The sequence below is a fragment of the Streptomyces sp. NPDC012935 genome, from assembly GCF_042900345.1.
Taxonomy (GTDB): Bacteria; Actinomycetota; Actinomycetes; order Streptomycetales; family Streptomycetaceae; genus Streptomyces.
This window is the reverse complement of sequence record NZ_JBIBBC010000034.1, coordinates 1-12,878: the sequence shown is the minus strand read 5'-3', so window position 1 is coordinate 12,878 and position 12,878 is coordinate 1. Positions and strand designations below refer to the sequence as shown.

At 66.8% G+C, this 12,878-nt stretch carries 9 protein-coding genes and 1 pseudogene; 4 read left to right on the top strand and 6 right to left on the bottom strand.

The window, feature by feature from the left end:
• The first annotated feature begins 330 nt into the window (after positions 1-330).
• Positions 331-816 (top strand): hypothetical protein, encoded by a 486-nt coding sequence (locus ACFY5C_RS40425; protein WP_389455024.1) that lies wholly within the window; start codon positions 331-333, stop codon positions 814-816.
• Positions 817-870: 54 nt separating this feature from the next.
• On the opposite strand, the gene ACFY5C_RS40420 is transcribed toward ACFY5C_RS40425, so the two are convergent.
• The 5 genes and pseudogenes from ACFY5C_RS40420 to ACFY5C_RS40400 all read right to left on the bottom strand — a co-directional run.
• Positions 871-1,800 carry an ADP-ribosylglycohydrolase family protein gene (locus ACFY5C_RS40420; RefSeq protein ID WP_389455022.1) on the bottom strand — a complete coding sequence of 310 codons (930 nt, stop codon included), beginning with the start codon at positions 1,798-1,800 and terminating at the stop codon, positions 871-873.
• 171 nt (positions 1,801-1,971) lie between these two features.
• Positions 1,972-2,922 (bottom strand): RNA-binding protein, encoded by a 951-nt coding sequence (locus ACFY5C_RS40415; RefSeq protein WP_389455020.1) that lies wholly within the window; start codon positions 2,920-2,922, stop codon positions 1,972-1,974.
• Between the two features lie 533 nt (positions 2,923-3,455).
• Positions 3,456-3,767, bottom strand: a complete 312-nt coding sequence (locus ACFY5C_RS40410; protein WP_389455018.1) for a Mu transposase C-terminal domain-containing protein — start codon at positions 3,765-3,767, stop codon at positions 3,456-3,458.
• Between the two features lie 39 nt (positions 3,768-3,806).
• Entirely contained in the window at positions 3,807-5,762 is a 1,956-nt protein-coding gene (locus ACFY5C_RS40405; protein WP_389455073.1) for an amino acid transporter, read from the bottom strand.
• Between the two features lie 172 nt (positions 5,763-5,934).
• A pseudogene (locus ACFY5C_RS40400) lies at positions 5,935-6,465 on the bottom strand (transposase); the annotation flags it as partial.
• A 500-nt stretch (positions 6,466-6,965) separates the two neighbouring features.
• Between ACFY5C_RS40400 and ACFY5C_RS40395 the strand changes: the two are divergent.
• Entirely contained in the window at positions 6,966-7,211 is a 246-nt protein-coding gene (locus tag ACFY5C_RS40395) for a hypothetical protein (RefSeq protein ID WP_389455016.1), read from the top strand.
• Here the strand turns inward: ACFY5C_RS40395 and ACFY5C_RS40390 are convergent.
• Complete coding sequence (locus tag ACFY5C_RS40390; protein WP_389455014.1) at positions 7,202-7,993, bottom strand: matrixin family metalloprotease; 792 nt, start codon at positions 7,991-7,993, stop codon at positions 7,202-7,204. The two genes, ACFY5C_RS40395 and ACFY5C_RS40390, sit on opposite strands and share 10 nt — an antisense overlap.
• An 855-nt stretch (positions 7,994-8,848) precedes the next feature.
• On the opposite strand from ACFY5C_RS40390, the gene ACFY5C_RS40385 reads away from it, so the two are divergent.
• Positions 8,849-10,339: a tyrosinase family protein gene (locus tag ACFY5C_RS40385; protein WP_389455012.1), complete on the top strand. Its 1,491-nt coding sequence runs from the start codon at positions 8,849-8,851 to the stop codon at positions 10,337-10,339.
• Between the two features lie 1,536 nt (positions 10,340-11,875).
• Positions 11,876-12,526, top strand: a complete 651-nt coding sequence (locus tag ACFY5C_RS40380; RefSeq protein ID WP_389455071.1) for a uridine kinase — start codon at positions 11,876-11,878, stop codon at positions 12,524-12,526.
• Positions 12,527-12,878: the final 352 nt, after the last annotated feature.

Here is a 12,878-nt window from a genome sequence, read left to right as displayed (position 1 = left end):
TCTGAACCGATCTTGGAACGTGCCGGTCGAACGGAGATGCTGGTCGGGTGATCTTCCGGCGGACGCGTGTTGAAGGTGGGGCCGGCACCGGGGCGCAAGCCAGTTCGGCCAAATCCAGACTCTGAGCCTGCGAAACGCCGAACTCGAAGCGGAGAATGCCACCCTGCGCGAAGCCCTCCACCGCGGCGGCTCCGTGGCGTCCCTCCCTGTGACGCCTCGAATGCTGCCGCCGGAATGACTGCCGCGCCTCTACTTCCTGCGAAAGCTTCTGTGCCCTTGATCAGGGAAAACAGGGCTGCCTTGAGGCCGGGTGCCGGGCAGTATGACGGTGTGGCTGATCTCCTGTGGGATGACGTGAAGTGCTTCTTCGATCCGGACCTGATGGGATCGCTACCGGACGTGAGTGTCCCTGATGCCTCGAGGAATAACTGGCAGGAGGTACTGGATCTCGTCGTGGAGAAGGGCTGGAAGTGCCAATACTCGGAAGGAGAGAGGGTGCTTCCCCTGCCCCGGGCGGAGGCTGCACTGTCTCGACCAGCGGATACTGAGTGCCCGAGCCTGCGTGTCTGGCTGAGAGCTGATGTGCTGGCGATCTTCCGCTTCTACTCAGACGAGGAGATCGATTTCGACGTTGATCTGCGCGAGTTGCAGGGGCAGGAGCGACTTGAACTGTTCTGTGGCTTCTTGCGGGAGATCGGGCGGAGGTTGGGTAAGCCGGTGCTGATGCACCCGGAGGGTGCCCATGGTCATCCGGTGCTCGGATTCGATGTCGAAGCAGATCGAGTCGTCCTCCTTGCGGAGCCACTGGTCAGGTGACTGGTGACTGCGGCTGAGGCCGGAGTTCGTGGAGAGTGCGGAACAGCACCCGGTTCAGCCTCCGAGGCGGCGTGCAAGGTTGAGTAGATCTGGCGCGTGCAGCACCCGTCCGTCGAATCCTGGGAGGGGGACACGGAGCGGTTGGGTCCAGCGGGAGGGGATTGCGTCCAGCCCGTAGTACGCCCCCGCGAGGCCTCCGGTCACCGCGGCAACGGTGTCCGTGTCACCGCCGAGGTCGATGGCCGCGCGTATCGCGTCCTCGAAGCTGGTGGTGGTGCGCAGGACCCAGACGGCTGAGCCCAGACAGGGCCAGACGGCACCGTTGAACTCGGTCGCCTGCTCGGGGTGCCAGTCGGGCGCGAGGACGGTGGCGTAGCGGCCGCGGTGGTCGGGGTGGACAAGAGCCAGGACGTCCGGGAGCGCGGCGAGGGGGTCAATGTCCTCGAACGTGACACGGATGAGCTCGTGGAAGATCGCGGTGCCTTCCCAGGCCGCGCGGTCCCCGTGGGTGAGGGCAGCGATGCGGCGGGCCGCCTCCATGGTGGCTTCTTGGCCGGCGGCCGCGAAGTGGACTGCGGAGGTCGACGCCCGCATCAAGGAGCCGTTTCCCGCCGCTCGTTGGTTGACCTGGAAGTGGATCGCGGCGGCGAGGTCCCAGGGCATGCCGTTGGTCAGGACGTCTTCGGCCTGCAAGCCGATGTCCTTCGGTTCTGATGCCGCCCACCGCTGGAAACGGGCGAAGATGTCCGGTAGGTCCAGCCCGCCCCGCTCCAGCAGCGACTCCGCGACCAAGACGGCCATCTGCGTGTCGTCAGTGGCCTCGCCGGGGTCCCAGCCACCACCTCCGCACATCTCGCCACCGGCACCGGGCGCGGGAAACCGCGCAGAGAACGCTCCCTGGGGGCCAAACTCGAAGGGGGCGCCCAGAGCGTCACCCACCGCTGAGCCGACGACCGCGCCAGCGGCCCGCTGAATCCACTTCATTCGCGCAGGTTATCCGCGCCGCGCCGACGGCTGTCCTGTCCCAGATAAGTGTGGGCAGGGCGAGGACCTTGACCAGCGGTGCCTAGAGTTGAGCGGGACACGAGAGCGGCCGATGTCCCACTCGGCCGTAGGCAGGACGATGAGTCGCTCACGGCGCCAGCGGTGGCCTGGTCACCACCTGGCGCGCAGCACGCCGTCGCTATCCGGCAAGGCAGCATGGAACAGCGGGTGGCGCTCGTCGAGAATCAGGGGCAAAGAGCAGGCTGCTTTCGCGCCCGCGACCAGGGAGGCGAGCTGTTGGTGATCGGTTTCGTCGATGGTGACATGGCGGATCGTTCCGTTTGGTGCCTCCCAGACGAAGTCCATGGCGGCGTCCGCGGGCAGCGAAGCAAGGACCTCGTCAACATCGGGGTTGAGGTCCGGCCAGATCGTCAGGAGCGCGCGAGGACCGAGCCCAGCGCGTACCGGGTCGAGATTGCTCGCGGTGAGGCGGTGCCAACGGGTCGCGTTACGGACGTAGGCTTCTTCCAGGAGCAGCGTCTGTTGCGACGCGAGTTCGACGCGGACTCGTTCCCAGAAGTCCTCGTCGGCAGCCTCGGTCACTTCAGGTTCCTCAAGATCAGCCGCGTAGGGGGAGGCGCTGATCGGTTGTGCAAACAGGCCGAGTTCACGTGTCTGGGCGACCGCTGCGTCGCAGGGTCGGTCGCTGCTGACGTACACGTACTGGTCCCACCCGACGTGGATGGTGAACGTGTCCTCGCGCTCCAACCGGCACCAAGCACCCTCGTCGCGAAGCATGGTCCGCACCAGCTCCAACGCTACAGACAGTGAAACTTCGGCACCGTCGTAGTAGCCAGTCAGGTCCGGCGGGAACAGGCCGGCGAGGCCATGGCCGTCAAGCGGTTCTTCCAGGCCGAAGTTGACGAAGCCGGTGACCTCGGGTTCACGGATCTCCAGTGTGTCGATCCCCGCTTCCCGTGCGAAGACGGCGATCGCTTCCAAGTAGGCCGCCTCGACCGGTCCGTGGTCGCTCACCGTGTCCTCAGCACCCGTGTAGTGCCCGCGCTCGTCACGGTCGGCGGGGTTGTACTTGGTTATCTGATGAGCGAAGGACGGCGGCACGAAGCTCCCTGAGCTGATGAGGCGGGGCCTCAGCATAATTCGTGCCATCAGATGCCGATCCCGCCTACACATCACCGGAACGCGGGCCACTCACCCACAAAAGCGTGGGACTCCCTACACATAGCTGGGGCAGGACTCCGGGCCTCCGGAATGCCGCCGACTGACGGCACGACCGCAGGAGCCCTCAGCCACCGACACAAGGCCGACGGACTCGGAACCTGCCTACAGAAAACTGGTACGCGGGCGCAGTCGCCTACAGAAGAGCGGGGACTGCCTACACATCGTTGGCACCAGACAACGGCCGCACGACCCTATGATGCCTTCGTACGGGTCGGCCACCGGCACGTCCAGATCCAGGGCCGGGCCGGTGAACAGCTGCGGCACCCGCGGGACATCGGGGTCCGGGCCGCGCCGGGCCCGCTCGCGCAGCGCCGACACCTCGCGGGCGATACGCCGCTGGTCCTCCCTGCGACCGCCGTCCTCAAGCACGTTGAGGGTGGCCTGCTCCCAGGTCCACTCGATCCAGTCATCTCCTACGAGTGGATGAACTCCGCCTCCACCCAGCCGTCCTCATTGTGGTCCCACAGCCACACGAACCGCGGCGCGTACGGGCTGTAGCGGATCTGCCAGCGCCTGCCCTGCCCGGGGATCCCGGTGTGCCGGTTCTTGTACTCCTGCAGGGGCTCGCTGTTGTAGGTGCGGTTGCCGATCCGGACGCCCTTGTCGGTCACCTTCACGTGGGTGAACGGCAGCAGCTTGCGGTTCTGGTGCGGGGTGAGCACCAGCGGCACGTTGCCTTCGGCGGCCACCAGCGTGGCGTACATGCGGTTCGGGCTGATCGTCAACCCGGGCAGGAACGGGCTGCGCAGCCCGTGGTGCGGTACTCAGCCGCCGACGTGGATGCCGGGTCGGCGGTCGGGGTCGGGTTCGTTGCTGCGGACGATCTCGCGGGTGACGGGGGCGGTGTCGCCGCGGCCGAGGAGGAAGTAGCGGAACATGTGCTTCAGGGGGCTGCCTTCGGCCCAGGCGAAGTAGCAGTGCGGCCGCACACCGGTGGCGTCCCGCAGGGCCAGCAGGATCGCGGCGATGGCGTTGGGCGCGGCCGGGGCCTGGGCGCGCAGGATGCGGTAGCCGTCGACTTCGACGCCGTGGACGGTGAGGGTCTCGCTGAAGTCGGAAGGGTCGACGACGTCGATCTCCAGGAAGAGCACATCGGCCGGGCCCGGTACCGGATTGGTGCCGCGCTGTTCGCGTTCCTTGGCGCTGTACTCGGCTTCGTCGCCGGCTTGGCGGCGGTTGGCGATGATGTTGATGGACTGGTCGTGGGCGAGGGTGTCGGTGATGAAACGGCGGGCGGCTTCGTCGAAGACGAGGCGGTCGGCGCGCAGCTCGGTGGTGCGCGAGACGCGGGAGACCAGTGACACGGCGATGATGCCGATGATGAAGAACCCGGAGATGGCGATGCCGTCGGGCTTGTCGACGATGTTGGCCACCAGGGCGTAGAGCAACACTGCGGTGAGCGAGGCGAAGCCGGCGGTGGCCACGCGTCGGCGGTTGCGCGCGACGAAGACGGTGACGGCGAAGGCGCCGGAGACCATCATCGCCAGGATGCCGGTGGCGTAGGCGCCGGCCTGCTTGTCGACGTCGGCGTCGAAGGCGATGGTGATGGCGATGCACAAGGCGGTGTAGACGAGGACGACGGGGCGTACCGCGCGTCCCCATTCGGGGGCCATGCCGTAGTCGGGCAGGTAGCGGGGCACGATGTTGATCAGCCCCGCCATGGCGGAAGCGCCGGCGAACCACAGGATGAGGATGGTGCTGATGTCATAGACGGTGCCGAACGCCTCGCCGACATGCTCGTGGGCCAGCCACGCCAGGGCGCGGCCGTTGGCGGCGCCGCCGGGCTCGAACGCGTCCTCGGGGATGAGGACCGTGGTGACGAAGCTGGCGGCGAGCAGGTAGACGCTCATGATGAGCGCGGCGGCGGTGAGGAGCTTGCGGGTGTTGCGGATGCGGGCCTTCAGTCGCTGTTCGTCGTTGGCGCCTTCGGCCGCCACCAGCGGCATCATGCTCACACCGGTTTCGAAGCCGGACAGGCCCAGTACCAGCAGCGGGAAGGCCAGCAGCGCCGGGCCGGCCAGATCGCCGAAGCCGCCCAGGTCGGTGAGCGAGTCGGTCCACGCCGACCAGGCTTCGGGGGTGGTGAGCACGTGGGCCACGCCGACGCCGATGACGACGGCGTTAAGGGCGAGGAAGACGGCCACCAAGGGGATGGCCACCTTGACCGCTTCGCTGAAGCCCAGCAGGAACACTCCGCCCAGGATCAACAGCAGCGCCACCGTCAACGCGACCTCATGGCCGTGGAGTACCGAGGGGAAGAAGGGGTTTTCCACCACGTGCACCGAGGCGTCCGCCGTGGACAAGGTGATGGTGATGATCCACGAGGTGGCCACGAAGCCGAGCAGGACCAGTACGAACAACTTGCCCCACCAAAACGGCAGCAGGTCCTCCAGCATCGCCACCGATCCCGCACCATGCGGGCTTTCCCTGGCCACCTTCCGGTACATCGGCAGCATTCCCAGCAGGGTGAGCGCCACGATCAGCAGCGTCGCCAAAGGTGAGACGGCTCCTGCGGCCAGGGCGGCGATCGCCGGTACGTAGGCCAGGCTGGAGAAATAGTCGACGCCGGTCAGGCACATCACCTTCCACCAGGAATGCGGCTCGGCATGACTCTCACCGGCTGCCGGCCCCACCGGCTGTACCTGGTGACGCAGCAGCCACCGCGCCGCCCTGCCGGACGGCTCGGCCCGCAAGGCGGGACTGTCCACCGTCTCCGGCATCACCGGCTGGCTTGCCTCACCCATGTCCCGTTGTCCTTCCGCAGCTTGATCACTGATATGGCCCGCCAGAGCCGCCTATGACACCAGCGATCATCGAGTATGCGGCCCCGGCTGCGTCATCCGGCAGTGAGAGGTCGTTTTCTCCCGGGATGCGAACTGGATCCGGTGTTGTCGGGTGGCGCCAGGAGATGGTGTTCTCGCCGGTGAGGCGGCGGGCCATGAGGTCGGTCATCGCGAGGTGGATCATGGCTTCGGAGCGTGTGGGCAAGGTTTCGTAGTCGCGGGCCAGGCGCCGGTGGAGCATGAGCCAGCCGTAGGTCCGCTCGGCCGTCCACCGTTTTGGGATCGGAGTGAATCCCCTGGTGCCGGGGGAGCGTTGGACGATTTCGAGGTCGATGCCGAGAGTGGCGGCGTGCTCGACGAAGTGTTTGCGGTAGCCGCCGTCGACCCAGACCTTGCGCAGGGTGGGGTGGGCGGTGGCGGCCTGTTCCAGGAGGGCTCGGCCGGCGGTGGAGTCCTGGACGCCGGCCGCGGTGACCAGCACCGCCAGCACAAGGCCGAGGGTGTCGGTGATGATGCTCCGCTTCCTGCCGACAATCTTCTTGCCGGCGTCGATGCCCTGACTTGAGGCTGGGACACTGGTGGAAGTCTTGACGCTCTGCGCGTCGATCACGCAGGCAGATGGTTCGGCGTCGCGGACGCGCTGCTCAGCCGGCTGCTGGGCCGCCTCGAGACCGAGTTCGGCCAGGCAACCCGCCACGACGTTCCCAAGGACGCCTAGGCCAGTCGGTGGCACAGAACATGGCAGAGCCGGCGGAAGGAGATCTGTCCGGAAGCTGACGGTGATCAGGGGCTAGCCAGCTTGCCGGCGCGTACAGCCACCGCCGGGGGCAACGCGGGGCCTGATCCATGGCCACGCTCTCGAGGCGAGACGTCCGCGCAACGGCCATCCGCAGCACGGCAGGTCCCTTGCGGCTTCTGACGCGTCGGGCCACCGGTCACCGCTGCCTTGAAGCACATCTGAAGCTGCACAGCGATCGCGAGGCATATCCGCCTGCTGCCCGCCTCGATGAGGCGGCCCGATGGGTCGCCGTTAAGCGGGGTCCGCAGTGACGCTGTTGGCAAATCCGGGATCTGCATGACGACGACCTGCGCGATCCCGTGGGGGTTGCGCAGGCCGTCGTCACCTTCAGGGGCGCGTTCGTGTCGTTGCGTGGGGTGGAGTTGGCGGAGATTCCTGAGGAGACCGCACGGGTGGGGTGTGCGGTGTTCGACGCGGTGCTGCGGGACGCCGGGACGCCGGGACGCCGGGACGCCGGGGCGACCAGGGATCTGAACCGGCTGGAGTTCGTGGTCGAGACGCTCCGCGCGGCGTTGAACCAGATCGCCGAAGCAGTCGGGGGGCTGGCTTGGCCGGTGCGACACCCGAGCGGGCACCCTCACGGATAGAGCTGCTGAACTCCCGCCACATCGTCGGGCTGCAGCACGCGCAGGGTGGAATTCGAACTCACCGTGGGGAACATGACAGCGCCGTTCACGCTGGAATGCTGGAGGCCCAGAATGTGGCCTAGCTCGTGGAGAGCCACGGTTTCCACGTCAAAAGCGTTCACCGCCGCGCCCATCGACCAGACGTGCTCCGTGTCGTCGAAGTGCACGGGCTTGGGAAGATTTGCGGTGACGATGTCACAGTCAGGGGGAAAGTCGGCATGCGCCAGAGTGCCGCCGGCCATGGTGTGATCGGGGTCGTTGGCCGGCCGCCAGCCGATGAGGATGTCGGGGGCGCCTTCGTTGGTGACCTCGGTGAACGTGAGCTGCACCGCCGCCGCCCAAGTACGCATGGCGTTGCGCACCGACTCGAATTCAGGTGTGCCGGTGGTGTCTGTGCTGTCGACGTCGAACGCGTAGGTCAGTTCTCGCTTGGTCCACGAGCAACGGGTGCTGAACGCCACCCCGTTGTCGAGATCGGGAAGCGCGCACCGAGCGCTCGTCATGGCGTCGCGGGTCAGTTCGTCGAAACTGCCGGTGGAGGGAACGGCGTTCCGCTCCTGATACTTCTTCAGGGCATCGGCTGTCTTCACGTCAACTGTTCCCGGCGTGAAGGAGTTTCCTCCCAGATATCCGAACCGCTGCAGGAATCCCTGCACAAACTTCAGCTGCGGATCTCTCGTACCTGGGTCGGCCAGGGCCACACTTGCGATCTGGCTGAATGCTTCAACGCGTCCGTCGGGCATGACAATCTCCTCCCGGGAGCGACATGGGATGGAACGGAAGACGGCCGCCTTGCACGAACGCCCAGTCCGCATGGCACCTCCGAAACCGCCGCCGCAATGTCACCGTAGCCCCACCACCAGACCCGGCGCATCTCAGCCGGTCGCTTCACCTTGGCAGAAGCAAAGCCCCGTCGGCGCGACCACCGGCCGGACGTTGTTCCGGGCCTCCGACGCATCGTGACGACCCCCGTGCAGTAGGTGCGGGGTTACGCCGCCCGGCCGGAGGGCAGCCGTTTCCCGTGCCGGGGGCGGCACTGCGGCCCTTGCGAACTAACGAGCCTCGTGCACCGACGCCAAGATGCCGGGCTCACCGGCAGACCCCGCACCCGCCTCTCACCCTTTGCAACACTCCGTCCCGCTGGATGAGATCAGTGAGGCAGGATCAACCAACAGGGTTCGCAGGCAGCTGCCCGGAGGGGACAAACAGCCCGGGCGGAGCTCCGGCGACGACGCCGACCGATTCACGGCGACGCCAGCGGCGTCCCTGTCCCGAGTGCGTCGCTCCCGGACGGCGACGGCAAGGCCGCCCGCCGACGGAGGGAACCCGGGCACGCCACGACCCACCACTTCCCGAGCAGGACGGAGGCGATATTCGTCCCGGATCCCTCGCGAAATGAAATTGCGGGGTCAACTAATAGCAGCGGAGCCCGAAATTCACGGAGTGTCGCCCCCTCGCGATTCAGGCCGCGGTCGGCCAGTGTCGATCGTTCAGACACCTCTTGGGATACCGCATACTCGGAATAGCTCATGCGAGTGCCTCGGCTACTGCAACACCCAGTCGCCCCTCACACCCGTGCGAAATCCAACGGAGGAAGCATGAACAACCCGATCGCCGATCAAGTCGTTTCAGCTCCGACCTATCTGGCGGATATTCGCTTCTTCTTTCGACCCGAAGACGTGGCCCATATGGCCGCCAAGGGAATCGAGCTCGGCACCTATGACGGGGTGAAGAGCAACGCGCTCTCAATTCACGCGCAGACCGCTCCGCCGAACCCTCGGATGCCGCCAGACACAGAGGGGCAATGGAGTGCCGAACGCTCGCAGACGTTCCGCAACTGGATCGTCAACGGATGTCCGCTCGGTACGGCGACGCCGGTCGAGCCACCGGCGAACGGGCGTCCCGCGACACGGCTGCGCAAGGACATCACAGCGCTGAGCGATGCCGAGTTCGACCTGCTAGCGAGAGCGTTCTCCGGCCTGATGGACCGCGACCCGGGCGATCCGAACAGCTACTTCGCCCTGGCCGGGCACCACGGCCTGCCGAAACGCTGGTGCCTGCACCACGAAGACCGCTACAACCCCTGGCACCGCCAGTACCTGCGGGTGTTCGAAGACGCCCTGCGCTCCGTCCCGGGCTGCGAGGAGGTGACGATTCCTTACTGGGACATCTCGACCATGCTGCCGGACCGGCTGCAACAGCCACCGTTCGACACGTACACCCTGCCGGCCGATCCCGGCGGCACCGCGACGCCACAGCCCGTGACCGGATACTTCCCGTACAAGACCGAACGCTTCTCAGCCACCGACATCGCACAGAACGTGGGGGACTTCGGGGTCCTGGACGACATTGCCACATCGCTGACCCAGTCGCTGTGGGGCGAGTCCAATGTGAACGGTTACCAAGACTTCTCAATCCAGGCCCACGACGGTGGCCACGGATCGATCGGGCCGACGATGGGCGACCAGAATGTCGCGTCCTTCGACCCGGTGTTCTGGTTCTTCCACTGCAACCTCGACCGCCTCTGGCTAAGCTGGCAGACACTCGTGGGCGCGACCACGCTGCCCGGATTCCGATCCACACTAGGGCAGAACACCGAGTGGCTCACCACGCCGTTCAACGCTCTGCCACCGTTCAGCGCGACCGCCGACCAGACGATCGAAACCGACGTCTCGTACGATCGACTGGAACTCATCAGCCCTGTGGAGGGCGCGTTGGAGAATCTGACCGGAAGCATCGACGCCTCCCGCACTTTCGCGTTCCGGAGCGCCAATCCGGTTTCGGTGCGAGTGAAGGGGATCAACCGGCTGCAAATCCCGGGGTCGTTCGTGGTGAGTCTGCTCGCCGACAACGAGCCTGTCGCGAAGCGCTTCTTCTTCCAACCGGAGGATCCGCAGAACTGTGCGACGTGTGTGCAGCACGGCATCGTCAACATCGACTTCCGGATGACGCAGGAACAGCTTCTCGACCGGACGCTGTCCGTCCGTATCGACGTGCCCCGGCACGCCGCGGAGATCGGTTCGGCCTTCCCCCTCGGGCAGGCGGGCAATCCCACCATCAACGCGCGGCTTCTGGTGCAGGAGGTATAGCCCTCGGGACGCCGCCCGCGCAGACGCCACAGGTGGCAGAAGAGATCGCCCACACGTGCAGGTTCGTCCCATACCTGGGCAACGAGTCGGCATCTCGAAAGACGCTGATGCTCACTTTCAGGTCACACGTTCGGTGCAGCGGCACAGCCATCGTCACTGGTGGCCGGTAAGAAGCCGTTGTGCTTCTCCTAGATCTGTTTCCAGCCGCGCCTAGAAGTTCACCGACAGAAGGGAAGCGGGCCCTTCCGAGTTGATCACAGCTCACCGTCACTCACGGTAGATGCGTAACGGCTTCTGAGGTCGGGTGCCCCACCTCACAGCGGAATTCCGGCAGCACAAGGAACATCCCAACACGGTTGACCGTTCACCTATATGTGGCTGCGGAGGGGACAGTGTCCCCGGGCCTCACCTATAGCCCATGGGGACGATCGTCCGGCTGAAGCCCCATGGAGCCTCCCGCCGAGAGGCGACCGCCCTCCGCACGCCACCGCACACGGCCCCGGCTGGCCTCCCCCGTCCAGCCGGGGCTTCGCGTTTGCCCGGGGCCTGCCCCTTCAAGGGGCGAAGGCGACGCGAACGCTGAGGCCGGCCCGTCACCACGGGGGGAAGGCCACGGGCCGGCCCCGCCTACGCTCCCACAGCCCGGGCGGGTGCGCAGCTGCTGAGTGACTGCCGGCCAACTCGCGGGTCCGTAAGCCGCGTCCGATGGCGGTCGGCTGCGTCACGAGCTCGAGGCTGCCCCTGCGGTGTGCTGGTCTTCGCTGGCGACTTCGATGAACGCTGGAGGCGGGCCGCCTCGACGGAGCGCCGCGTCGTCCATCGCTTTCGCGCAGCCCGGCCGTCATCTCCCGGGCCGGCGCCGCGCTGAGCGGAACTGTGTGACGTCCCCCCATCTCCTGGGTGTCTGTTGCGCGCTTGCCGGTACCCCCCGTCTGGGGCGCGCCGTGGTTTGTTCAGGGTGGGGAGGGAGTTTCTGAACACCAGGCGGCCGCTGGAATCGGTGCAGCGGGGCATCGCCGGTCGGCTCGGGAGCCGAGCCGACCAGGGCGCCTGGGCTCCGCCGGCGCACCACGAGGTTGTGGCGGGTCGCCCACCGCCATGGGGACAAAGGGCCGTGACCCGCAGTTCCAGGCTCCCGCCGCTCTGTGCGTAGTCATGGTTCAACCGTTGATCAGTTTGATCCCCAAGGCTGGCCCTCCTCAGGGATGCGGGCGCACGCGCCACTTGCCATCGAACAGGACCTCCGCCGCCTGCCTCCCGAAGTGGTGAACATCTGCTGTCGGTTCTCGAAGTGACGTCACCCAGTGACCTCTTTCAACCGGCCTGATCGTTCGGATGGCGTCCCCGGCTTGGGATCTGACGGGGCGACACCAGCCGCTGAGTGGCCTGCGAGTGGTCTTCAGCGCCACTTTGGATCGACTGTCGCGGCCCGACACCGACGTGGCCTCTCGACCGTGACGTCGTTAAGGTCAGGCGATCGGCGGACCCGTCCGGGCAGGCGGGACGGGTGTCCTCACCTCCAAAGAATGGTTGTCGATGCATCTGCATCCAGGCGAGACCGAGGCCGTTGGCTGGCGGGTGGTGACCGTGCTCGCCGCCGTCCGGCAGCTGCGCGATGCTTCACCCGACGTCATCGGGCGTCCGCGGGTGATCGCGGTCGACGGGCGGGGCGGCGCCGGCAAGACGACCCTGGCCGAGCGGCTGCGCAAGGTGGTGCCCAATTCCGCCATCGTGCACACCGACGACGTCGCCTGGAACCACGCCTGCTTCGACTGGGGTGCCGTGCTGGTCGAGAACATCCTGCAACCCCTGTGCCGGGGTGATGCAGTGGACTTCCGCCCTGATGCCTGGATCGCCCACGACCGGCCCGGATCGATCACCGCCCCCGCCGGTGCCGATTTCATCTGGGTCGAGGGCACCGGCATCATCCGCGAAGAGCTTGCCCCGTGGTTGGACGCATCGGTGTGGATGCAGGGTGACCTCGATGAGCAAGAGCGCTTGTTGGTCTCCCGCGACGGCGACTCCCCCGAGCAGCGGGAGCACGTGGCGAACTGGCTGCTGGAGGAACTGCCGTTCATGTTGCGAGAAAAGCCGTGGGCCCGAGCCACCATGATCGTCGCCGGCCCTCCACAGATCGACCATGACCCGAACACCGAGTTGGTCGTCGCCTCGCCGACCAGCCCTTAGGCCGGCCGACTCAGTTTGAGCAACTTCGACGGGCTCGAGCCTCCGGCAGTCCAGGACCCCGGCGAAGCCGACCACACGCCCTGACCGGCACCTGGCTGGCCGAAGCAGTTGCGGTGCCCGGCGGGGCGGCCACTCGAACTCCTTCCTGGCGCGCCCCGACGAAGTTGCTGTGAGCGCCGTACCCCGTCGTCGGTCGAGGACGGGGTACGGCGCTCTCCCCTGCCGGTACGTTGGGCCGCACACACCCGGTACGTGCAGGCGGCCGGACATATCAGGACGAAGGCAACGGGGGGTTCCATGATTCGGTCGGTCCTACGACGTCGCCGGGCGGCCTCGGGCCTCCCGGTCCCGG